General features: G+C 69.6%; 19 protein-coding genes. 7 read left to right on the top strand and 12 right to left on the bottom strand.

Features of this window, described 5'->3' with window-relative positions; all coding sequences use genetic code 11:
- Window positions 1–3: 3 nt before the first annotated feature.
- A complete protein-coding gene (locus ACFULQ_RS17720) occupies window positions 4–852 on the bottom strand; it encodes a MarR family transcriptional regulator (protein WP_383544511.1) in 849 nt (282 codons plus the stop codon).
- A 70-nt stretch (window positions 853–922) separates the two neighbouring features.
- Window positions 923–1,642: a beta-glucanase gene (locus tag ACFULQ_RS17715; protein ID WP_383544508.1), complete on the bottom strand. Its 720-nt coding sequence runs from the start codon at window positions 1,640–1,642 to the stop codon at window positions 923–925.
- Window positions 1,643–1,931: 289 nt separating this feature from the next.
- Between ACFULQ_RS17715 and ACFULQ_RS17710 the strand changes: the two genes are divergently transcribed.
- The gene (locus tag ACFULQ_RS17710; protein WP_383544505.1) at window positions 1,932–2,957 is read left to right on the top strand and encodes a 6-phosphofructokinase; all 1,026 of its coding nucleotides are present in this window, start codon (window positions 1,932–1,934) and stop codon (window positions 2,955–2,957) included.
- Window positions 2,958–2,984: 27 nt separating this feature from the next.
- On the opposite strand, the gene ACFULQ_RS17705 is transcribed toward ACFULQ_RS17710, so the two are convergent.
- Genes ACFULQ_RS17705 through ACFULQ_RS17675 form a run of 7 tightly spaced genes read right to left on the bottom strand, consistent with a single transcriptional unit; the run spans window position 2,985 to window position 9,914 of the window.
- A complete protein-coding gene (locus ACFULQ_RS17705) occupies window positions 2,985–3,788 on the bottom strand; it encodes an SDR family NAD(P)-dependent oxidoreductase (RefSeq protein WP_383544501.1) in 804 nt (267 codons plus the stop codon).
- Window positions 3,785–4,756 (bottom strand): fumarylacetoacetate hydrolase family protein, encoded by a 972-nt coding sequence (locus tag ACFULQ_RS17700; RefSeq protein WP_383544498.1) that lies wholly within the window; start codon window positions 4,754–4,756, stop codon window positions 3,785–3,787. The genes ACFULQ_RS17705 and ACFULQ_RS17700 overlap by 4 nt, the downstream gene beginning before the upstream one ends.
- Before the next feature lie 24 nt (window positions 4,757–4,780).
- The gene (locus ACFULQ_RS17695) at window positions 4,781–5,719 is read right to left on the bottom strand and encodes a VOC family protein (protein WP_383544495.1); all 939 of its coding nucleotides are present in this window, start codon (window positions 5,717–5,719) and stop codon (window positions 4,781–4,783) included.
- Window positions 5,720–5,744: 25 nt separating this feature from the next.
- Window positions 5,745–6,764, bottom strand: a complete 1,020-nt coding sequence (locus ACFULQ_RS17690; RefSeq protein ID WP_383544492.1) for an amidohydrolase family protein — start codon at window positions 6,762–6,764, stop codon at window positions 5,745–5,747.
- Window positions 6,761–7,894 carry an FAD-dependent oxidoreductase gene (locus ACFULQ_RS17685; protein WP_383544489.1) on the bottom strand — a complete coding sequence of 378 codons (1,134 nt, stop codon included), beginning with the start codon at window positions 7,892–7,894 and terminating at the stop codon, window positions 6,761–6,763. The genes ACFULQ_RS17690 and ACFULQ_RS17685 overlap by 4 nt, the downstream gene beginning before the upstream one ends.
- 23 nt (window positions 7,895–7,917) lie before the next feature.
- Entirely contained in the window at window positions 7,918–8,925 is a 1,008-nt protein-coding gene (locus ACFULQ_RS17680) for a cyclase family protein (protein WP_383544487.1), read from the bottom strand.
- A complete protein-coding gene (locus ACFULQ_RS17675) occupies window positions 8,922–9,914 on the bottom strand; it encodes a fumarylacetoacetate hydrolase family protein (protein WP_383544484.1) in 993 nt (330 codons plus the stop codon). The genes ACFULQ_RS17680 and ACFULQ_RS17675 overlap by 4 nt, the downstream gene beginning before the upstream one ends.
- 128 nt (window positions 9,915–10,042) lie before the next feature.
- Here ACFULQ_RS17675 and ACFULQ_RS17670 point away from each other — a divergent pair, with 128 nt between their 5' ends.
- The 3 genes from ACFULQ_RS17670 (at window position 10,043) to ACFULQ_RS17660 (ending at window position 13,637) form a co-directional block, all read left to right on the top strand.
- Entirely contained in the window at window positions 10,043–10,975 is a 933-nt protein-coding gene (locus tag ACFULQ_RS17670; protein WP_383544481.1) for a LysR family transcriptional regulator, read from the top strand.
- A 306-nt stretch (window positions 10,976–11,281) separates the two neighbouring features.
- Window positions 11,282–12,589: an MFS transporter gene (locus ACFULQ_RS17665; protein ID WP_383544478.1), complete on the top strand. Its 1,308-nt coding sequence runs from the start codon at window positions 11,282–11,284 to the stop codon at window positions 12,587–12,589.
- 115 nt (window positions 12,590–12,704) lie between these two features.
- Window positions 12,705–13,637 (top strand): aldo/keto reductase family oxidoreductase, encoded by a 933-nt coding sequence (locus tag ACFULQ_RS17660; protein ID WP_383544475.1) that lies wholly within the window; start codon window positions 12,705–12,707, stop codon window positions 13,635–13,637.
- A gap of 12 nt (window positions 13,638–13,649) precedes the next feature.
- On the opposite strand, the gene ACFULQ_RS17655 is transcribed toward ACFULQ_RS17660, so the two are convergent.
- Both ACFULQ_RS17655 and ACFULQ_RS17650 read right to left on the bottom strand, forming a co-directional pair.
- Window positions 13,650–14,471 carry a MerR family transcriptional regulator gene (locus ACFULQ_RS17655; protein ID WP_383544472.1) on the bottom strand — a complete coding sequence of 274 codons (822 nt, stop codon included), beginning with the start codon at window positions 14,469–14,471 and terminating at the stop codon, window positions 13,650–13,652.
- Window positions 14,472–14,591: 120 nt separating this feature from the next.
- Window positions 14,592–16,835, bottom strand: coding sequence for an RICIN domain-containing protein (locus ACFULQ_RS17650; RefSeq protein WP_383544469.1), 2,244 nt, complete (start codon window positions 16,833–16,835; stop codon window positions 14,592–14,594).
- Between the two features lie 706 nt (window positions 16,836–17,541).
- On the opposite strand from ACFULQ_RS17650, the gene ACFULQ_RS17645 reads away from it, so the two are divergent.
- On the top strand, window positions 17,542–17,946 hold the full coding sequence (locus ACFULQ_RS17645; RefSeq protein ID WP_383544466.1) for a PaaI family thioesterase: 405 nt from the start codon (window positions 17,542–17,544) through the stop codon (window positions 17,944–17,946).
- A 28-nt stretch (window positions 17,947–17,974) separates the two neighbouring features.
- Window positions 17,975–18,619, top strand: a complete 645-nt coding sequence (locus tag ACFULQ_RS17640) for a TetR/AcrR family transcriptional regulator (protein ID WP_383544459.1) — start codon at window positions 17,975–17,977, stop codon at window positions 18,617–18,619.
- Between the two features lie 72 nt (window positions 18,620–18,691).
- On the opposite strand, the gene ACFULQ_RS17635 is transcribed toward ACFULQ_RS17640, so the two are convergent.
- Window positions 18,692–20,128 (bottom strand): endo-1,4-beta-xylanase, encoded by a 1,437-nt coding sequence (locus tag ACFULQ_RS17635; RefSeq protein ID WP_383544456.1) that lies wholly within the window; start codon window positions 20,126–20,128, stop codon window positions 18,692–18,694.
- 540 nt (window positions 20,129–20,668) lie between these two features.
- Between ACFULQ_RS17635 and ACFULQ_RS17630 the strand changes: the two genes are divergently transcribed.
- Complete coding sequence (locus ACFULQ_RS17630; RefSeq protein WP_383544454.1) at window positions 20,669–22,135, top strand: non-reducing end alpha-L-arabinofuranosidase family hydrolase; 1,467 nt, start codon at window positions 20,669–20,671, stop codon at window positions 22,133–22,135.
- The last annotated feature ends 23 nt before the right edge of the window (window positions 22,136–22,158 follow it).

The raw sequence follows: 22,158 nt of genomic DNA, 5'->3' as shown, positions 1-22,158 counted from the left end.
CCGTCATTGCGATCCCGCGGCCACCAGGACTGCGGTGAGGGGTTCGAGCTCGGCGATCAGCTCGTCGAGTTCGGCGGGAGACAGAGCCTCGTAGGGTGAGGCGGCGAGTTCGTCGGTCACGGTTTCGATGTGCTGCTTGGTCTTGCGGCCGGCGTCGGTGAACCAGCCCTCGCTGTCGACGAGCCCGCGCTCGCGCAGGCCGTCCATGACCGCGGCCAGCCGTTTCTTGGGCAGGTGATGGATGCGCCCGAACGACTCCGGCGGGTGGATGCCCTGCTCCAGCGCGGAGAGCACATGGGCTTCCGTGCCGCCGATGCGTGCGCCGACGAGTGCCGCGATGTGCCCGTCACCGCGGTGCTCGCGCAGCATGGTCGCGGAGTGCCAGAGCCGGGCGACCGGGTCGCTCGGCACCGGCAGGGTCCGCATCCCGGCGTACATCACCCGGCCCTCTGTGGGTGCGCTGATCGCGGCCTTGGTGGTCAGGTCGGCGGCGCGTACCAAACCCGGGGAACCGGCCAGCTCGTCACCGAGGATCCGCCGCAGGGAGGCCGCGCTGCCCCTTTCCCGCGCGGCCACGGAGGCAGCGGGCGGGATGGTCTCCCACGCGCTCGGGATGTGCCGTGCGGCCTCTCCGTCGGCGAAGTTGTAGAACGCGGCGTGCACGACCTGCGCGGGTACCAGCCCCAGCGGGGCGGCACGGCTTGCGAAGTAGCCGTCCCAGTAGGTGCGGTGGCCGAGCGCGGCCAGCTCCTCATTGCACTCGTCGGCCATGAAGGTCACCAGGCAGATCGGCTCCAAGAGCTCGAACATGCGCCGGGCGATGGTCGTCGGATGCGTGTGCGCCTTGTCCATCGGGCTCCCCATTCGCTTCGTTGTGCCGTATTGGACCACCGGGCACAACGAAACTCATCGGTGAGCGAGGTCAGGCATCCTCGACCCCGCCTCCGACGGGCCGATCCGCCTCGGGCGGGTCATCCGTCGGGCGACCCCCTGACGGTCTGGTGACCACAAGGCGGCTCACCTCGTAGGACATCTCGGCCGTCTCGGGGTCGGGGGCGGGGTGGTAACGGCCCGCGCACACCGACAGGTTGACGATGAGGTAGGCCTTCCAGCCGGAGCCCACGCCACGGCCGTCGGCGAAGATCCGCTCGCCGTTCAGGGTCCACACCACACTGCGCCGGCCGAAGGTCACGCCCAGATCGATGACGGCCCCCGGACGCACCGCGTCGTGGCGGACATAGCGCCGGCCCTGCCGGACATGGTTGGTCAGCTCGAGGAGGTCAGGGTTGTCGGGGTGGTACTCGAAGACGTCGACCTCGTTGCCGCCGTCCCGCCAGGTCCAGATCGCGGGCCAGGCACCCAGCTGGGTGGGGAGCCGTACCGTGGCCTCCAGGTGGTCCCCGGTGCGCACCATGAACCCCTCGGCGCTCCCCTCGGTCGTCAGCAGCCCGGCGTCCCACAGACCGTCCGTCCTGCGCCGGGCCCTGAACGTGCCCAGCCGCGAACACTCGGGGTCCGCCGTGAGGTGGTCGAGTTTGTTGTCGTCCGGGTTGGTGGGTCCTCCGTCCGGATAGGCCCAGGACCGGCCCGCCACCCACTGGCTTTCCGAGGAGAAGTCCGCGCTGAACGCGACGGCATTCACATGCACTCTCCTTGCTGTCGGCCACGCCCCTCCCCCGTTGCATCTCCTGCCCCACCCGCCCTCATGCGCCGTCCGCCCCCACCCGACCTGCAATTCAGCCTCCCGGGTGACCACCCACACCGGACGCGCCCGGTGGCACCCGGCGTGCACACGCACAAGGGCACCGCCGACCGCGGCGGCCTCCCACGGAAAGTCGCCGCCGAAGACCCGGACGCTCATGATGGAGAAAGAGGCACCTGGCTCTCCGGGAACACCTGCCGGCCTCCGCCCGGGGGAAAGGGAGGAAGCCATGAAGATCGCAGTACTGACCGGCGGCGGTGACTGCCCCGGTCTCAACGCCGTGATCCGCAGTGTCGTCCGCAAGGGGACCCAGACCTACGGTTTCACGTTCGTCGGACTGCGCGACGGCTGGCTCGGCGCCCTCCGCGACAGGGTGCTGCCCCTGGGCATCGCCGAGGTGCGCGGGATCCTGCCCCGCGGCGGGACCATCCTCGGTTCCTCCCGTACCAACCCCCTCAAGCATGACGACGGGGTGCGGCGTATCCGGGACACCCTGGCCGCGCACCAGGTCGACGCGCTCATCGTGATCGGCGGCGAGGACACCCTGGGTGCGGCCACCGAGCTCAGTCGCCAGGGGATCAAACTGGTCGGCGTGCCCAAGACCATCGACAACGACGTGGCCGGCACCGACTACACCTTCGGCTTCGACACGGCCGTAGGGATCGCCACCGAGGCCATCGACCGGCTGCACACCACCGCCGAGTCGCACATGCGCACGCTGGTGGTGGAGGTGATGGGCCGGCACTCCGGGTGGATCGCTCTGCACGCGGGGGTCGCGGGCGGCGCCAACGTGATCCTCGTCCCGGAGCGGCCCTTCGACATCGACCAGGTCTGCGCATGGGTGAAGAGCCGCTTCGAGATCAACTACGCGCCGATCGTCGTCGCCGCCGAGGGAGCCGTCCCCAAGGAGGGCCGGATGATCCTCAAGGACCGGTCCCTGGACGAGTACGGCCACGTCCGCCTGTCCGGCATCGGTGAATGGCTGGCCCAGGAGATCGAGAGGCGCACCGGAACGGAGGCCCGCACGACGGTCCTGGGCCATGTCCAGCGCGGTGGCACGCCGAGCGCCTTCGACCGGTGGCTGGCGACACGCTTCGGGCTGCACGCGGTCGACGCGGTCAAGGACGGCGACTTCGGCACGATGGTCGCCCTGCGCGGCACGGACATCGTCCGCGTTCCCCTCGACGAGACCCGCGGCAGGATCAAGTCGGTGGATCCGTCGCTGTACGACGAGTTCGGAGTGTTCTTCGGCTGAGGTGCGTCCCGGGCCGTTCGGTCATCGTCAGGGGCCCGAACGCCTCGGACCGGATTGCACCGGACTCGCGGGAGCCTGCCCGGCAGGGGGCGAACTCACCGCGTCCGAGAGGGATTTGGCGCCGCCGTGGGCGGTGAGTCCGCCGTCGACCGGGATGTCGGCCCCGGTGATGAAGGAGGACTCGGCGGACAGGAGGAAGACGACGAGCGGGGCGACCTCGTCCACGGTGCCGGTGCGGCCGAGCGGGGTCTCGCGGATGTTCGCCTCGCGGAAGGCAGCCGCGGCGGAGGCGGTCATCTCGGTCTCGATATAGCCGGGGTGGACGGTGTTGACGCGGATGCCCCGCGGGCCGAGGTCGGTCGCCGCGGCCTTCGACAGACCCCGCAGCGCCCATTTGCTCGTCGTGTAGGCGATCGGGTAGTGCCCGGTGAGCGCGGCGGTGGAGCCGACGTTGACGATGGACGAGCCGGGCGGCATCAGCGGCGTCAGGTGCTGCATGGCGAGGAGCGGGCCGGTGACGTTGACGGCGTGCACCCGGGCGATGTCGTCCGGGGTCACCTCGCCGAGCCGGGCGCGCCAGGTGATGCCGGCGTTGTTGACCAGGCCGTGCACCTGACCGTACGACTCCCGCAGTTCGGCGGCGAGTTGGGCCCACTGTGTCTCGTCGGTGACGTCGAGGCGGCGGCAGCCGGGGGCGTAGGTCACATCGGTGGCGATGACGTGGGCCCCCTCGCGGGCCAGGGCCTCGGCCTCGGCGGCTCCCTGGCCGCGCGCGGCGCCGGTGACGACGACGACCTTGCCGAGGAGTCTTCCGGGGTGCGTGTCGTTCACGGCCGCTCCCTGCTGCGGCGCCGGGCGGTGGGCAGCGGCACCGGATCCTCGCCGGGAACCACGGTGTTGGAGACGGTGCCGATGCCCTCCACGGTGAGCGTGACGGTGTCGCCCGGCTTCAGCGGGGGCGGGGTCTGCTCGCCGCGGACGCCCCACAGCTCGGCGAGGCAGCCGCCGTTGCCGCAGGTGCCCGAGCCGAGCACGTCGCCGGGGCGGACGGAGGTGCCGCGTGAGGCGTGGGCGACCATCTCCTCGAAGGTCCAGCTCATGTTGGAGAGCAGGTCCCGGCCGACGACCTCCCCGTTGACCTCGGCGGTCAGCGCCAGACGCAGGAACCCGTCGGCGTCGCGGCGGGGCTCCAGTTCGTCGGCGGTGACCAGGTACGGGCCCAGTGTGGTGGCCGTGTCCTTGCCTTTGCAGGGGCCGAGGCGGACCTGCATCTCGCGGGACTGGAGGTCGCGGGCGGACCAGTCGTTGAGGACCGTGTAGCCGATGATGTGGTCCCGTGCCTGCTCCGGGGTCAGGTTCTGGCCCTCCCGGCCGATGACGGCGGCGACCTCCAGCTCGAAGTCGAGGACGGCGCTGCCCGGCGGCACCGGGACGTCGTCGTGGGCTCCGACGACCGCGTACGGGTTGGTGAAGTAGAACGTGGGGGCGTCGTACCAGGCTTCGGGCACGCCGCCGACGCCGTCCACGGAGCGTCGTACCCCTTCGACGTGTTCCTCGAAGGTGACGAAGTCCCGCACCGTGGGCGGCTGGAGCGGGGGAAGCAGCCGCACCTCGGACACATGGGGGCCCGGCGGGACGTCGAGTGTGGCGGCGCCGGCGTCCAGGAGCGCGTCGAGTCCGTCACCGGAGCCGATCAGCTCGGTGAGCGAGCGCGCCCCGGGGACCGGGAGGAGGGTGCCGTCCTCCGCGACGACGGCGACCCGGTGGCGGTCTCGGTGTGCATAGGTGGCGAAACGCATGGGGGCTCCAGGCTCCGGGGGGGGTCAGACCGGCGGGGCGACGAACACGCCGCGGTCGACGTCGTTGAAGGACTCCTTGGCGACCAGTTCGTTCATGGGGTTGGCGGTGCCCCACTGGTCGGTGACCTCGGGCTGGGAGAAGTCGTAGACGTGGGGGTGCCAGGTGTCCTCGTCGAGCAGCTCCAACTCCGTCGTGTACTCGACGGTGTTGCCGTGCGGGTCGAGGAAGTAGGTGAAGGTGTTGTCGCCCGCCATGTGCCGGCCGGGGCCCCAGACCTTCTGGAAGCCGGCCCGCATCACACGGCCGGAGCCGCGCATGTACTCGTCCAGGCCGCGCATCTCGAAGGAGACATGGTGCAGGGAGGTGTGCGGGCCCTTGGCGATGGCCATGGAGTGATGCTGGTTGCTGATCCGCATGAAGTGCATGACGTCGCCGACGTACGGTGAGCTGAGCGTGTCGGAGTGGCGGAAGCCGAGGTGACGTTCGTACCAGGCACGGGTCCGGTCGAGGTCCGGCGAGTTCAGCACGACGTGCGACAGCTTGACCGGGATGGACTCCTTCTCCTCGATCCTGCGGTGCTGCCGTACGGCGACGTCCGCGGAGACCTCGACGGTACGGCCGTCCACGTCGAAGAAGCGGAAGCCGTACCCGCCGCCGGGTGTGTCGATCTTGCCCGGCCGGGAGATCAACTGGACATCGCCCGCCAGGAGTTGCTCGGCGAGGGTGTCCACGTCCTCGGTGGACCCGGCGCCGTAGGAGACCAGGTCGAGGCGCTTCTCCTCGGCCTTGCGCAGGCGTACGACGTACTGTTCGGGGCTGCCCTCGGCGGCGAGGAAGGAGATGCCGGAGTCCTCGGCGACCTTGGTCAGGCCCCAGACGCCGGCGTAGAAGTCGAGTTGCCTGTCGTAGTCGGGTACGGCGAGGTCGACGTGGCGCAGATGGGTCAGCGGACGTGCGCTCATGGTGGGGGTTCCTCCTCTGTGGGGTTCAGGTCAGGCGCAGCAGGGCCGCCGCGTTCCCGCCGCGGACGGCGTGGAAGTCGGCGTCGGGAAGGTGTGCGGCGCGCAGGGCGCCGACCGGGTCCTCGGTGCCCATGTCGAAGGGGAAGTCGGAGCCGAGCAGCACACGGTCCGCGCCGGCCGCGTCGATCAGGGCCCGCAGGACGTGCGGGTCGTGGACCAGGGAGTCGAAGTACAGGTGCTTGAGGTAGCTGCTGGGCAGGTGGGCACAGCCCGCGCCCGCGTCGGCACGGGCCGACCAGGCGTGGTCGGAGCGGCCGATGTGGGTGGGCAGATAGCCGCCTCCGTGGGCTGCGATCAGCTTCAGCTCGGGGTGCCGGTCCAGGACCCCGGAGAAGATCAGATGCGAGAGCGCGACGGCGTTCTCGGTGGGCTGGCCGACGGTGTTGGACAGGTACCACTGGTCCAGGCGCTCGTCGAGGGTGCAGCCGAAGGGGTGCAGGAAGAGGATCGCGCCGGTCGCGGCGGCCCGGGCCCACAGGGGCTCGTACGCCGGGTCGGACAGCTCCCGCCCCGGGGCGTGGCTGGAGATCTCGACGCCCAGCAGCCCCTGTTCCAGGGCTTGGTCCAGGGCCCGCACCGCCTGCCGCGGGTGCTGGAGGGGGACCAGGCCGAGCCCGTACAGCCGGTCGGGTGCCTGGGCGCAGTGTGCGGCCGTGGCCTCGGCCGCGAGCCGGCACACCTTCTCGGCCGTCTCCTCGTCCGCCCAGTAGTGGTAGTGCGAGGGCGAAGGGCTGACCACCTGCACGTCCACGCCCTGCGCGTCCATCGCGGCCAGCCGCAGCCACACGTCGGTGGCCCTCGGGAGGGCGGTGCGGACCATGGGGCCGCTGACCGCGAGGGACGCCGGGCCGTTGCGGCGGGCCTCCAGTTCCCTGGCCTCGGCCAGCCCGGGCAGCCCGGCCACCAGGGCCTCGACCTCGGGGATCAGGAGGTGTGCGTGTACGTCCACGGTCGCGCGTCGGGACGCGTCGGCATGGGACGTCACGGCAGCTCCTTGAGCGCGGTCATGGTGGCGTCGATGAGGCCGGGCACGTCTCCGTGCACCCCGTCGAGCTGCCACTGCCCGATCCGCACGGACGCCTCGACGACCATCCGGACCCGGTCGATCCGCCGCTCGTAGTAGCGCGTCAGCAGGTCCGTGTCCCATGCGGAGCCGCTGGTCAGCAGCAGACTCAGCACCCAGGCGTCCTCCAGGGCCATCGCCGCGCCCTGGGCCATGGTGGGCGGGCAGCAGTGCGCCGCGTCGCCGACGAGGACGACCCGGCCGCGGTGCCAGGACCCCTCCACCAGCATCTGGTCGAAGCAGGTGTAGTTCACCTGCTCCGGGTCGGTGATCGAGTCGCGGATCTCGTGCCAGGCCCCGCCGTAGCCCGCGGCGAGGCGGCGCATCTCCTGTGCGTACGACCCGGGCGGGACGGCGGCGCGGTCGCGGCTGCGCTCGACCAGAAAGGCGTAGACCGTGTCCTTGCTGGTGGGCGTGTATCCGGCGATGTAGCAGGGCCCGCCGTGGCAGAGGTCGCTGCGCTCCACGTCGGCGGGGCGGGGCGCCGGGGTCCGCCAGATCGCCATGCCGGTCGGCTCGGGCCGGGCGTCGATGCCGATGGCGGCGCGGGTCGCGGAGTTCAGGCCGTCGGCGGCCACGACGAGGTCGTAGCGGCCCTCGGTGCCGTCGCTGAGGCGGACGGTCACGGATGTGTCGTCCTGGGCGACGATCTCGGCGGTGGTGCCGAGGTGGACGGTCGCGCCGGATGCCCGGACGGCGTCGGCGAGGATGTGCTGGAGCACCGGGCGCTGCATGCCGAGGGTGGCGGGGAGGTCGTCTCCACCGGTGCGCAGGACGTCGCCGACGTGGAGCACGGTGCCGTCGGGGGCGGTCAGTCCCAGGGCGTCGAAGGCGAAGCCGTGCTCGCGGACCTCGTCCCAGACGCCGGTCTCGCGCAGCACGCGCAGGGCGTTGCCCTGAAGGGTGATGCCGGAACCGCGTACGTTCCAGTCCGGCCGTGCCTCGACGAGGTCGACGTCGATGCCGGCCCGCCGCAGCAGGACGGCCGTGGTGTTTCCGGAGGTGCCTCCTCCGACGACCAGGACTCTCCTTCTTCGGGACGTTGCTTCCATGGCCAACTCCTTTGTTGTGCCGGTTACTTGACGGCGACCGGGTTGACGGGTGAGCCGACGGCTCCGGTGATGGGCAGGGGTGCGGCGGTGAGCCAGAACTCGTACACGCCGTCGGCCGCGCAGTCGTCGGCGAGGCTGTCGGGGTCCCACATCTCGCCGATCAGCAGGCCGATGTGGGGGATGGCGACCTGGTGCAGCGGCTGGAAGGCGGCGTCGAACTCGTTGGGCCGTACCTCGAAGCCCCAGGTGTCGGTGGCGATCGCGGCGATCTCGCTCGCGTGGAGCCAGCCGGCCGTGGTGAACGAGAGTCCGGGTGAGTCGCCGCCCGCGTAGTCGCCCCAGCCCTCGCGGCGGGCCCGGGCCAGTCGCCCGGTCCGGACGACGACGAGGTCACCGCGTCCTACGGCCACGCCGTGCGCCTGGGCCGTCGCGGTCAGGTGCTCCTCGGTGATCGCGAATCCGTCCGGCAGTTCTCCGCGTGCGTCGCCGAGGACGCGGCCGACGTCGAGGAGGACACCGCGTCCCGCGACGTGGTGGGCCATGTGCTCGATGCCGGTGACGAGGTCGCCCTCGGAGGTGACCGTGGTCGCGGCGTCCCGGCCGTTCCACGCCTTGCCGTGGTCGAAGATGTGCCCGAGGCCGTCCCACTGGGTGGAGCACTGGAGGGGCATCGCGATCACGTCGTCGGCGCCGCCGATGCCGTGCGGGAAGCCCTGGTTGCCGAGGGCGGCGTCGGTGCCGGTGTCGAGCATGGTGTGGACGGGGTTGGTGCGGCGGCGCCAGCCCCTCTGCGGGCCGTTCATGTCGAAGCGCTGCGACAGCGAGAAGCTGACGCCCCGCCGGACCAGCGCCGCGCCCTCGCGACGCTTGGCCTCGTCGAGGAGGTTCAGCGTGCCGAGGACGTCGTCGGCGCCCCAACACCCCCAGTTGGAGCACGCCTTGGCGGCCTCGGCGATGGCGCCCTCGGGGTCGTGGCGGTTGAGGGCGGGTGGGGCGTGACGCGTGGCGGCGTCTCCCTCGTGGCGGCTCACCGTGTCTCCGCCACGCAGCGGGCGCGCTGGGCGCCGAGCCCGGTGATGGAGCTCTCCATCACGTCGCCGTCACGCAGCAACCGGCCCCAGTGGAGGCCGTTCCCGGCCGGGCTTCCCGTCAACACGAGGTCTCCGGGCAGCAGTTGCGCGGTCTGCGAGATGTACGACACCAGCCGCGCGACCCCGAACAGCATGTCCTTGGTGGACTCGTCCTGCATGGTGTCGCCGTTGAGCTTGAGGGTGACCCGCAGGTCTCCCGGGTCGGCGACCGACGCGGCCGGCACGATCCACGGCCCGAGCGGGGTGAATCCGGGCGCGTTCTTGCAGCGCAGCCAGTCCGTGCCGATGGCCTTCATGTCCCGTCGGAAGACGGTGGCCCGGTCCGTGAGGTCGTTGGCGATCGTGTACCCGGCGACGTGCGCCAGAGCGTCCCCCACGGCCACCCGCTGGGCGGGCCTGCCGATGACGACCGCCAACTCCAGCTCCCAGTCCGGCTGTTCGGCCCAGGACGGGAGCACGACCTCGTCGTAGGGACCGGTGATCGCGCTCGGCAGGCCGATGAACACGTACGGCAGGTCCTCGGCGGCCCGGCGGTCCATGACCGCGGCGATCTCCGCGCGCGCCTCCTCGACCGTGCGGGGGTCGTCCTGGGCGCGGTGGGCGACCTCCAGGTCGATCACGTGCTGCCGGTAGTTGGCGCCGGACTGGAAGACCTGGCGGGGCTCGACCGGAGCGTGGACGTCCAGGCCCTCCAACGGCTGCCAGGGACCCGTGGTGTCGGCCGCGAGGGCGTGCAGTCGGGGCAGGAGTTCGTCCCAGCGTTCGAGGATCTGCCGGGTCGTCAGGGCGGGCCGGGCCAGGGCCGTGCGCAGGTCCAGCACAAGTCCCCCGGGAATCACGAGAGCGGGGAAGGATGCCTGGTCCGGCGCGGAGAGGGAGCCGAGGGCGAAGGGTCCGGAGAAGGACGCGGAAGCGGCTGCGGGTTTCACGGGGATGTCCTCCAGATTGCGGTGGGACCAATCTGGGCCCTCTGCCGTTAATCTGGGAAATAGATTCTTCAGATGTTGATCATCCACTCGGTGAATGCCACTGGTGGCGGCCCAGCCATGGAGGCGCCGTGTCCCTCTCCAGCCTCGACCTCAACCTCGTGCTGTCCCTGCGGGCCCTGCTGGAGGAACGCAACGTCACCCGCGCCGGGCAGCGCGTCGGACTCAGCCAACCGGCCATGAGCGCCGCCCTCGCCCGCCTGCGCCGTCACTTCGACGACGACCTGATCTCCCGCGCGGGCAAACAGTACGAACTCACCGCTCTCGGCCGTGCCCTGCTGGACCGCACCGCGACCGCGTGCGACCTGCTGGAGCGGCTCTTCACCAGCCGGGCCGACTTCGCCCCGGAGAGCGAGGAGCACGAGTTCACCCTGCTCACCTCCGACTACGCCCTCAGTGTCTTCGGCGCCGAGCTCGCCCAGCGGGTGCACACCGAGGCCCCGGGGGTGCGGCTGCGCTTCCAGCGCACCCCCGGAGACGTCACGGAGGACACCGAGACCCTGCTCAGCACGGCCGACGGGCTGCTGTTGCCGCACGGTGTCATCAGCGGCTTCCCCGCCGTGGAGCTGTTCGCCGACCGCTGGGTCTTCCTCGTCGCCGAGACCAACGACGAGGTCGGCGCACAGCTGACCATGGACGACCTGGCACGCCTGCCCTGGGTGGTCTATCAGCGCGCCTACGACGCCCCGGCCGCCCGGCAGCTGAGCATGCTCGGTGTCGATCCCCGCGTGGAGGTCTTCGTCGACAGCTTCCAGGCGCTGCCCTTCCTGGTCGCCGGCACCCGGCGGATCGCCCTGGTGCAACAGCGCCTGGCCGAGCTCATGGACGGGGTGGCCGCCGTACGCCGTATGGAAGCCCCCTACGAGGCCGTCCCGCTCCAGGAGGCCCTGTGGTGGCATCCGGTGCACACCCACGACGCGGCGCACATCTGGCTGCGCGAGACCGCGGCCAGGGTGGGAGCGGAGCTGGCCGCGCCCGAACCCGGCCGGCGCACAGCCGTTTGACCGAGGCGGCGGTCACGCGCGCAGGGACCCTCGACCATCCGGCTGCTGGATGATCCGCATCTTCGATATCGATCGGACATGGGCTAGGCACGACCTGTTCGCTGCCCCATAGTCATCTCAACCCGGCGCCGGAGCCGCACCGCCCCAGGCTGCCGGAACCGGCTGGACGTTGCCCGGCGAGCCGACCCCAGCGACGCCCGACCGTCGCCGGAACCCACTGCCAAGGCCGCCACGAGCACCGGGCGGCCCGACCAGGACGGCCGCTCCGTCCCGTTCCCCTCCCGCCCCGCCCCGTGGAGTTCCCGCATGCCTGCACCCGTGTCCCCGCTCCCCTCCCCGCTGCCCTCCTCACCTTCCTCACCTTCCGACACGACCATGGACGACCGGCCGGGACAGACCGTGTCCGGCCCCGGCCACCGGCTCCGCCTGACGCTTCTGATGGCCGGTGCCTGTCTGCCCATCCTGGGCGCCGTGCTCATCGCGCCCGTCCTGCCGCAGATGCAGGACCACTTCGCCCACGTGCCGGGCGCGGACGCCCTCGTCCCCATGGCGCTGACGATCCCCGCGCTGTCCCTGGCGCTGCTGGCCCCCTTCGCGGGTGTCCTCGTCGACCGGCTCGGCCGCAAGCGCCTGCTCGTCGTCGCGACCGTGGTGTACGCGATCCTCGGCACCGCACCCCTGTGGCTGGACTCCCTCGTCGCCATCGTCGCCAGCCGCGCCCTCGTCGGCGTCTCCGAAGCCGCCATCATGACCTGCTGCACCACGCTCCTCGGCGACTACTACTCCGGCCGGCAACGCGACCGCTACCTGGCGATGCAGACGATGTGCGCATCGATCTCCGCGACGGCCTTCTTCGCCCTGGGCGGTGCGGCCGGCTCGGCGGGCTGGCGGACGCCGTTCTGGGCCTACGCCGTGAGCCTGCTGCTCGCCCCCGCCATGGCCGCCTTCCTGCCGCGGCCCCGACCTGGCGGTCTCACCGACACCTCCTCCCCCACCACGCCGGAGCCGGCCACCGCACGGCCCTTCCCCTGGCGTCCCCTGGCAGGCACCTGCGCGCTGACCGTCCTCGGCGCCATCCTCTTCTACACCGTCCAGGTGGAGATGGCGTTCCTCCTGGACGACCTGGGTGTGCGGAACTCCGCGGTGATCGGGCTGGCCAGTGCCGGGTCCAGCGCCGCGGTCGTGCTCGGTGCCGCCGCCTTCAGCCGATCCGGCCGCAGACCGCAGGACTGGCTGCCGATCGCCTTCGGCCTGTGCACTGTCGGCTTCGTGGTGATCTGGCTCGCTCACGATCCCGTCGTGCTGACCCTCGGTGCCGTGATCAACTGCCTGGGCGGCGGCATCATGCTGCCGAGCCTGCTCACCCTCGCCATGTCCCGGCTCGACTTCGCCGACCGGGGTCGCGGTACCGGCCTGTGGACCGGCTCCTTCTTCCTCGGCCAGTTCATCTGCCCGCTCGTGGTCCTCGCCCTCGCCTCCGCGGTCGGCACCCGGGCCAATGCCCTGGGCCTGCTCTCCCTCGCCGGGGCCGCAGCGACGGTCGCACTCGGCCTGGCGGCCCGTCGACGCCGTACGCGAACCGCGCCGGAACCTGTTCGGCAGGTGGCCGGCTGATTCCGGGCCGCCCCTGCTGAGCCGGGGCGGCACGAATTCATTCACCTCTCGCAGTTCTCAATATCAGAACCAACAGCTATTGGATTTCCAGATCGGCCATTCCTAGAGTGAGCACGTGAAAACCTTCATCCTGCCCGGCACCGACTTGGTGGTCCCCAACGTCGTCCTTGGACTGATGCGTATCCAGGACATGACCGACGAGGCGGTGCGCGGGCTCGTGAACACCGCGCGCGACGCCGGCATCACCTTCCTCGATCACGCCGACGTCTACGGCACGGACGACCACGGCTGCGAGCGACGGTTCGCCGAAGCCATGAAGCTCAGCCCGTCCGAGCGTGAGCAGTTCGTCATTCAGACGAAGGCCGGCATCGTCAAGGACGGACCGTACTTCGACTTCTCTCACCAGCACATCGTCGAGTCCGTGAACGGTTCGCTCCAGGCCCTGGACACGGACTATCTTGACATCCTGCTGCTGCACCGTCCGGACGCTCTCGTCGAGCCGGAAGAAGTGGCCCGCGCCTTCGACGAGCTGTCGGCGGCAGGCAAGGTACGTGCCTTCGGCGTCTCCAACCAGACCCCGCGCCAGCTCGACCTGCTGCGCAAGTACGTGACGCAGCCCATCGTGGCCAACCAGCTTCAGCTGTCGATCACCCACGCCCCGATGATCGCGCAGGGCGTCGCCGCGAACATGCAGGGCCTCGATCAGTCGATCGTGCGTGATGACGGAATCGTCGACTACTGCCGCCTGCACGACATCACCATTCAGGCGTGGTCGCCTTTCCAGGCCGGATTCTTCGACGGCCCGTTCATCGGTTCCGAGCGCTTCCCCGAGTTGAACGCCGTGATCGACCGGCTGAGCGAGAAATACGGCGTGCCGGCCGAGGCCATCGCGGTCGCCTGGATCACGCGGCATCCCGCGCAGATGCAGGTCGTGCTCGGCACGACCACGCCGGAACGGGTCACGGCCGCCGCGCTCGGTTCCGACATTCCGCTCACCCGGTCCGAGTGGTACGAACTGTTCCGCGCCGCCGGATACACCGTGCCCTAGTGGTCGTGTGCGTCAGGCCCGGGTCACCGGTGTCTGCAGTTCCGTCACCCAGTCGTCACGGTTGTCCGGGCACTCCAGGTTGATCTCGCGGGGGTATCCGGTCGACTGGTGGCCGTTGGCGTCGATCCAGCGGGCCAGGGCCTGGGCGGTGGGGAGCACGGTGTCCATCGAGCCGCGGTGCACGATGGTCGCCGCCTGGTCGAGGGGCGGCAGGTCGAGGATCCGGAAGGTGCCGTCCTGGAGAGGGGCGGAGACCTGGACGGCGGCGTGGACGCTGATCCTGCCGCCGCCCTCCGGGGCGTCCTCGTAGTACGCGACGCCGGGGCCCGTGGGAGTGATGCCCGCCGATTCCAGGCACCGGAACAGCTCGTCGTAGAGCGGCCCGATGACCGGGCCGATGTCCTCGGGCTCGAAACTCGCGGCTGTCGCGGTCAGTTCCGCCACCCGGACGGACGGGACGTTCTTCAGGACAACGTCGTTCGTGGGCATCTGCCCCTCGCTCTCGATCGCTCGGAGCCTCGCCTCGACCTGGACCAGCCGTGCTCCCGCGGCGGCCATCGCGGTCTCCAGTTCGGCCCGCCGCAGCCGCAGCATGCCGCGCAGTTCGTCGACGCCGACCTTCTCGTCCACGATGTCCTGGACCTGCTGGAGGGTGAATCCGAGGTCCTTGAGCGCGATGATCCGGTTGAGGCGGGCCAGCTGGGCAGCGGTGTAGTAGCGATAGCCGCTGGCGGGGTCGACGTGAGCCGGGCGCAGCAGTCCGGTCGCGTCGTAGTGACGCAGCATCCGGACCGAGACGCGGCCGTGCCGGGCGAAGTCTCCGATGATGAACATGAGGTCTCCGAGTTGACCGCCTGACACGGTGTGAGGGTCAAGAAGCTACCTGGCGAGTCAGTGACCTGCCCCGGTGCCGTCCGGCTCACCGGAGCCGGACGGCAGGTCGCGGGGATCGGGTCAGAAGTGCCACTGTTGGTTGGTGCCGCCGTTGCAGGCCCACAGGTCGACGAGGACACCGTTGGTCTTGGTGAAGGTGGGATCGTCGAGGCACAGCCCCGAAGCCTGGTTGACGATCAGGTAGTTGCCTCCGTTGACCGGGATGAAGGACCAGTTCTGGTTCGCGCCGCCGTTGCAGGCCCACAGGTCGGCCGCCGTGCCGTTGGCGGTGCCGAACTGGTAGTTGTCCAGGCAGGTGGCCGAGTTGACGTTCCTGAGCGTGTACTGGCCGTTGCCGACGCTGGTCACGTTGAACTGCTGGAGCGTGCTGCCGGTGCACGACCACAGGTCCACGCTCGCGCCGTTGGCCGTGTTCCCCTGGTAGTCGTCCAGGCAGGTGTTGGTGTTGACGTTGGTCAGGGTGCGGGCGTTGCCGGCGAGGGTGCCGCCGCTGACGGGCACGAGCTGCCACTCCTGGGAGCCGTTGCTCGTCGCGGTCTGCAAGGTCAGGTTCGCGCCGGTCGAGGCGCCGGTGAGGTAGAGGCTCGTGTTGCCTCTGGACTGGAACTGGTAGTTGCCGTTGGCCAGTTGGACCATGTTCCACAGGCCCGTGGAGGTGTTGTCGACCCACTGGCCGATCTGCGCTCCCGCGACCGCGTTGTTGCCCCAGATCGCCGCGGCCCGGCCGCCCGACGCGTTGAGCAGCGTCATGCCGCTCGACTTGGTGGTGACGTGCCAGTACTGGGTCTCGGCGTTGGACGCCGAACCGGCGTTCTCCAGACGGACGTCGGGGGTGTCGCCGTTGCCGATGTTCGCGTCGGTCGTGTTGTTGCGGGTGCCGATGACCTGGCCGGTCAGCCGGTTGACGATCTGGTAGAGGGCGCCCTGCGAGTGACCGAAGTCGATGTCGGCGCTGATGATCGTCGACGTGCCCTGGTTCGCGAGGATCACCACACGGCCGGTGTTGGCGTCGTAGGTGAGATTGCGGCTGTAGGCGCCCGGGACGGTGGTCTGGTACTGCGTCCAGGTTCCGGTGCTGGAGCCGGTCGGATTCATCCAGACACTGCCGCTTCCGGCGGCGTTGTAGAGCAGGCGGCCGTCGGGCAGGCGGATGACGACGGGGCTGCCGCCCTGCGGTACGGCCCCGGAGCCGCTGGTGACCGGAAGCGTGGAGATGCCGGTGCCGCTGGTGCCGCCCACGGAGAAGAAGTGCAGCGGGTCGTTGGCCACCTTGTAGCGGACGTTGTCGCCGCCGCCCCAGTACTCGTACGTGAGCATCCACTTGCCGTCGGAGGTGGGGACGACGTTGGTCATGCCCGGCCGGCCGCCGCCGATCTCCGTCTTGGTGCCCCCCATGGTGACCGTCGTCCCGGTCACGTCCACCACCGCGCTGCTCCAGCCCGAGCCGGCCGAGCCGTTCCAGGTCCGGTGCGCGAGGATCTGCCCGAGCGAGTCCGTGGCCGTGTCGTTGGCGGGGTCCATGGTCAGCGCACCCGTGCTGCTGTCGTAGCCCGTGTAGTCGTTCTCGTCGGAGTAGTACGCCACCAACTGGCCGTTGTAGACCATCAGGTACGGCTCCCAGACCGGGTCCACCTGGTGGTTGGTGTTGGCGTTCGAGACGTTGGCACCGACATTGCCCGCGCTGCCTCCCTGCCAGCCGCCTCCGGTGATGATGTTGAGGAAGCTCCACGTGGTGCCCTGGTCGGTGCTGGAGTACAGCGCGATCGCCAGGTCCCTGCGGTCGCCGTCGCCGCTGGGCGTCCAGTTGGGGTCGGCCGCCTTGTGCTCCAGGTAGTAGGAGTCGTCGCCGGAGACCACGGCGGCCATGACCAGCGTGCCCGCCGACAGCGAGCCGACGGTCTGGGGCAGGACGTACAGATAGGGGTTCGTCCAGGCGCTGGTGTACTTGGCGTACTGCGGGTCGCTCGACAGGTAGGCCGGGGCCCGGACCTGCGAGACCAGCTGCCAGCTCGTGCCGTCGTCACTGCTGCGGTACACCGGCAGCGTCTCACCGACCGCCGAACCGGACGCGGGGACCGTCGCCTGCTCGAAGGAGGCGACCAGCTGTCCGTTCCTGAGCTGCGCGGCCTTCGGGTAGATGGCGCAGTTGCCCCGGCCCTTCAGACACGCCTGGTTCGAGGGGAGTTGGTAGACGGTCCCGGGGACCGGCGCGTACGCGCCTGCTGAGGGCGCCGCCACGAGCGACACGACGACGGCACAGACGGCGGCCAGCGCCGCGCCGAATCTTCTCAGTCTGCTTCTCATGTGCATTCTCATTCTGCTCACGGTTGGGCCGAGGCCTGGCGGTCCGCGCGATCGCGGTCCGCGGGTGCACGAGTGCTCACGGTGTGGCGTCGTCGCGTCAGGCGGGTTCGGCCGGATCGGGCCGCCGTCGTCCGGGCGGCCCTTCGCCACCCGGCGGTGGCGAAGTCGTTCGACCTTGGGAGGTCGGGTGAGGGGGTGGTACGGCGTCGTCAGAACGTGACGGTGAAACCCTGGCCCTTGGCGTACGTGGTCAGCGCAAGTTGTCCGGGGCCCGCGTTCCCGGGGGCGCGGAGTGGTGGGCGCGGCCGGGAAGGGGGCCGGTGGGCCGACTGCTGGTGAAGCAGTCGGCCGCAGGGGTCGTACGGGGGCCGCGAGGCGGGTCGCCCGGGCAAGTTGCTCCTGGTCAACGGTGGCCGGATAAGCCTCGGTTCGTCGATGGGCCGGCCTGCGGTCGAGGGTGGGCGAGAGGCAGGTCGACGCCGGAACTGCCGACCCGTCCTCGCGTTGGCGTCATGATGTCTCCCGATGGCCGCATCGCCCTCGACAGAGGACTCTCCCTCTGTCTGACTGCGCAGCCATGTCTACGCAGTCATACGGTGGCCGTCAAGAGGTTGGACACCCTCGCGCCGGCGTTCACAGAAATCCCGCATTGACGGCCTGAGTTAACGTCGATAACTTAACGTCACTAACTTGAACTGGAGCAGCCGTGTCACCACTTGCCGCCGATGACGTCTACGCCCTCGCCCCGTACGCCAAAACACTGGGAGTCGTGTTCGAGGAGATGACCGCAGCCGGCGTACGCGCCACGCTGGCGCACGATCTGTCGCTTTCCACGGTGGGCGGCGGCCTGCACGGCGGGGCGTTGATGGGGCTCGCCGACGTGTGCGGTGCCGTGTGCGCCGCCCTCAACGGTCCCCCTGGTGCCGCACCGGCCACCGTGGAGTCGACCACGCACTTCCTCCGACCGGCCCGCACGGACGTCGTCGCGACCGCTCGCCCCCTGCGCGTGGGGCGCAACACCGTCGTCGAGGTCGACGTGCACGACACCGAAGGCGCCTTGTGCGCCCGGGTGACCCAGGTGGTCACCGCCGTCGAGCCGAAGGCCTCCTGATGACGCCCGCTCTCGAAGGCTCCCCTGCGTGACCGGCTCCCGTGCTCGCGCCCCCAAAGGCCAAGGTGGCCTGCTCCGCGAGCATCTGCTCGACATCGCCGGCCGGATACTCGAAGCCGACGGCCCCGGCGCTCTGACGATCCGCGCGGTGGCAACGACCGCCGGAGTCACCCCGCCCGCCGTCTATCTCCACTTCGCCTCGAAGCAGGACCTCGTCCACGCCACGTGCCTGCGTGTGTGGAGTTCACTGTTCGACGAACTGGAAGCGGTGTCCCGGGGCATCCCGGACCCTGTGACGGCCCTCCACGAAACCTGCGTCGCCTACATCACGTTCGGGCTTCAGCACCCCGCCCAGTACCGCCTGGTGATGGACGGCGAAGCCACCGAGGCCAGCCGCCACAACGAGGACGCGTGTTTCCGCTACTTCCGGGACAAGGTCACCGCCTGCCGTGACGCAGGCGTGCCGATGGACAGCACGACCGAAACCGCCAGGCTGCTGTGTGCCGGCGCCCACGGCGCGGTGTCCCTCCTGATCCACCAGGAACGCGACACATGGCCCTCGGACACCGGCCGTTACGTCGCCCGCGCGGCGTCCGCGGCCGTCCACGGCGCTCTTCTCACCGCGGCTCGCACGGCCCCACCCTCCTTGTCCGCCGTGACACGGTCGGGCTGAAGCGAAGGTGCCCCGGAACATGCCGATCACCGGGTCGCCGCCCTCACGACAGCGACCCGGGACGACCTGGCGTCAGGTGCGGGTCCAGCGTTGGTTGCTGCCGCTCGAGCAGGAGTAGAGCTGGATCAGGGTTCCGTTGGCGGTGGCGGCTCCGACGGCGTCCAGGCAGAGTCCGGACTGGACGCCGACGATGGAACCGTCGGAGTTGAGGCGCCACTTCTGGTTGTCGCCGCCCCAGCAGCTGTAGATCTGCACCCTGGTGCCGTTGCCCGTGCCGCCGGCGTCCAGGCACTTGGTGCCGTAGACCCTGAGTTCACCGGCGTCGGTGAGCGTCCACTGCTGGTTGGTGGCGCTGTTGCAGTCCCACAGCTGGACCTGGGTGCCGTCGGTGGTACCGGCGTTGGGCACGTCCAGGCAGCGTCCCGAGCCGACGCCCTTGATCTGTCCGCCTCCCGTGGGGGGAGGCGTGGTGGTGGAGCCACCGTTGAGCGCGTTGAGGACGGCGGTGTAGGCGGGCTTCTTGCTGCCGTCGCCGTTGAACAGCAGCGGTGTGTCCTGCGATCGCCAGGAGTCGGTGTCGCGCACGCCCCAGACGGTGATGCCGAGGCAGCGCGGGACGGCCAGGCAGTCGTTGGTCACATTGGCGTAGGTCGTGGACGAGGCGCCCTGGATGTCCAGTTCGGTGATGGCCACGTCGACGCCGAGAGCCGCGAAACTCTGGAGCGTGGTGCGGAAGTTGCTGTTGTACGGGCTGCCGCTGTTGAAGTGCGACTGGAACCCGACGCAGTCGATCGGAACGCCGCGCTGCTTGAAGTCGCGGACCATGTTGTACACGCCCTGGGTCTTGGCCCAGGTCCAGTTCTCGATGTTGTAGTCGTTGTAGCAGAGCTTGGCCGCGGGGTCGGCGGCGCGCGCGGTGCGGAAGGCGACCTCGATCCAGTCGTTGCCGGTGCGTTGCAGGTTGGAGTCGCGCCGGCCGCCCGAACTGCCGTCGGCGAAGGCCTCGTTGACGACGTCCCACTGGGCGATCTTGCCCTTGTAGTGGTACATCACTCCGTTGATGTGGTCGATCATCGCCTGGCGCAGGGTGCTGCCGCTGAGGCTCTGCATCCAGCCGGGCTGCTGGGAGTGCCAGGCCAGGGTGTGTCCGCGGACCTGCTTTCCGTTCTGTACGGCCCAGTTGTAGACGCGGTCACCGGCGGTGAAGTTGAACTGGCCGCGCTGCGGTTCGGTGGCGTCTATCTTCATCTCGTTCTCGGCCGTCACGGAGTTGAACTCGCGTGCCGCGATCGTGGTGTAGGCCGAGTCGCCCAGCCTGCCCGAGGCGATGGCGGTACCGAAGTAGCGACCGCTCTGCGCCGCCGCGGCACCGAGTGTGCTTTCGGCGGCGTGCGCGGTCGGCGGTGTGATCAGCGCGGCGATCGTGCAGAGGACGCCGACGAGCAGCGCTGGCAGCAGACCGCGGCTTCTCCAGCGGACGCCTGGCCTGAGAAGGGCGTACGAACCCATTGCTGTGCCTCCAAGGTAGACAGCACGGAACGACTGAAGCGCACGGGGGTACTTCATTTGCGGCTCTCGCGCGACAACCTATGTTCGACATATCGAACTACGATCGACCCCTGGAGATGGATGATTGAGGCGTTGACGGTGGATCGTCAATACATTGCGCGGAGAAACTTTCCATCTTCACTTCGAAACATTCGAAGCCTTGCCGCGCGGGGCAAGAAATCCCCGGTAACACTGCCGATACACCCCGCAGGGCCAAATATGCCCTCCAGGCGACTACTCCGATACCGCAAGATCACCGCTCTACCCCTGCTCAAACCCCTTGAGTGAGAACCGGGCGGTGCATCGATTCCCTGGCGCTTCCGATCATCGCCACGGCTCGCCGCACCCCGTACGGGAGAGGCGGTTTGCAGACAGAACAGCGAGAGACCTTGACCTAGGGAGCCCGCATTCCTAGCTTGTGGCGTCGAAGGATCCGGGAACTTATCGAATGTTTCGAGAGAGGCATTCCCCGACGCCGCCCCGCCCCAAGGAGGCCCCCAGATGTGGTTACGCCCCCCGACCACGGTCCCCATCAGACGCTTGCTCGCGGTCCTGGCGCCGTTCCTGCTGGTGGCCACCTTCCTCGGTGCTCAGCCCGCCGCCGCGGCGACCGTCGACCCCAACGCCTCGTATGTGCTGGTCAACCGCAACAGCGGCAAAGCCCTGGACGTCTACAACATGGCCACCAACGACGGCGCCCGCATCACCCAGTGGTCCAGAAACGATCAGAGCCAGCAGCAGTGGCAGTTCGTGGACTCCGGGGGCGGCTACTACCGCCTCAAGTCCCGCCTCTCGGGCAAGGTGCTGGACCTCTACAACTGGTCCACCGCGAACGGCGGTTCCATCGTCCAGTGGACCGACCTGAACGCCACCAACCAGCAGTGGCGGCTGGCCGACAGCTCCGACGGCTACGTGCGGCTCATCTCGCGCCACACCAGCAAGGCCCTTGAGGTGCAAGGCGCTTCCACCGCCGACAACGCGAACATCGTCCAGTACGACGACTGGGGTGGCGCCAACCAGCAATGGCAGCTCGTCAAGGTCGGCAGCGAAACCCCCGGCGCGTGCGATCTGCCGTCGGCGTACCGCTGGACATCGACGGGCGCCCTGGCGCAGCCGAAGGCAGGCTGGGTCTCGCTCAAGGACTTCACCGTCGTCCCCTACAACGGCCGGCAACTCGTCTACGCGACGACCCACGACACCGGGACGACGTGGGGCTCGATGAACTTCGGCCTGTTCACCAACTGGTCGGAGATGGGCTCGGCCAGCCAGAACACGATGTCGTCGTCCACCGTGGCGCCCACGCTCCTGTACTTCGCCCCGAAGAACATCTGGGTGCTCGCCTACCAGTGGGGCGGGACCGCCTTCTCCTACCGGACGTCGAGCGACCCCACCAACCCGAACGGCTGGTCCGCCCCGCAGGTTCTCTTCTCCGGGAGCATCTCCGGCTCCGGAACGGGCCCCATCGACCAGACCCTCATCGGCGACGGGACCACCATGTACCTGTTCTTCGCCGGTGACAACGGCAAGATCTACCGGGCCAGTATGCCGATCGGGAACTTCCCGGGCAGTTTCGGCACGACCTCCACGGTGGTCATGAGCGACACGACGAACAACCTGTTCGAAGCCCCGCAGGTCTACAAACTCCAGGGCCAGAACCGGTACCTCATGATCGTCGAGGCGATCGGCTCGCAGGGCCGCTACTTCCGCTCGTTCACGGCCACCAGTCTGAACGGCTCCTGGACACCCCAGGCCGCGACCGAGAGCAGTCCCTTCGCCGGCAAGGCCAACAGCGGAGCCACGTGGACCAATGACATCAGCCACGGCGAGCTGATCCGCACCGGCCCCGACCAGACCATGACGGTCGACCCCTGCAACCTCCAGCTGCTCTACCAAGGCCGCAGCCCCAACTCGGGCGGCGACTACGGCCTCCTGCCCTACCGTCCGGGTCTGCTGACACTGCAGCGCTGACGCGCCGACGAAGGGTCGGCGTC

Source organism: Streptomyces sp. NPDC057253 (genome assembly GCF_042669125.1).
Lineage (GTDB): Bacteria > Actinomycetota > Actinomycetes > Streptomycetales > Streptomycetaceae > Streptomyces.
The sequence above is the reverse complement of the archived record's forward strand: the minus strand, read 5'-3'. Positions and strand labels throughout refer to the sequence as shown.

Bases quoted from the DNA above. Each gene is read 5' to 3' on its own strand.
- ACFULQ_RS17700 (WP_383544498.1), bottom strand. From the start codon at position 4,756: ATGCGTTTCGCCACCTATGCACACCGAGACCGCCACCGGGTCGCCGTC.
- ACFULQ_RS17720 (WP_383544511.1), bottom strand. From the start codon at position 852: ATGGACAAGGCGCACACGCATCCGACGACCATCGCCCGGCGCATGTTC.
- ACFULQ_RS17630 (WP_383544454.1), top strand. From the start codon at position 20,669: ATGTGGTTACGCCCCCCGACCACGGTCCCCATCAGACGCTTGCTCGCG.
- ACFULQ_RS17655 (WP_383544472.1), bottom strand. From the start codon at position 14,471: ATGTTCATCATCGGAGACTTCGCCCGGCACGGCCGCGTCTCGGTCCGG.
- ACFULQ_RS17710 (WP_383544505.1), top strand. From the start codon at position 1,932: ATGAAGATCGCAGTACTGACCGGCGGCGGTGACTGCCCCGGTCTCAAC.
- ACFULQ_RS17665 (WP_383544478.1), top strand. From the start codon at position 11,282: ATGCCTGCACCCGTGTCCCCGCTCCCCTCCCCGCTGCCCTCCTCACCT.
- ACFULQ_RS17635 (WP_383544456.1), bottom strand. From the start codon at position 20,128: ATGGGTTCGTACGCCCTTCTCAGGCCAGGCGTCCGCTGGAGAAGCCGC.
- ACFULQ_RS17695 (WP_383544495.1), bottom strand. From the start codon at position 5,719: ATGAGCGCACGTCCGCTGACCCATCTGCGCCACGTCGACCTCGCCGTA.
- ACFULQ_RS17650 (WP_383544469.1), bottom strand. From the start codon at position 16,835: ATGAGAAGCAGACTGAGAAGATTCGGCGCGGCGCTGGCCGCCGTCTGT.
- ACFULQ_RS17685 (WP_383544489.1), bottom strand. From the start codon at position 7,894: ATGGAAGCAACGTCCCGAAGAAGGAGAGTCCTGGTCGTCGGAGGAGGC.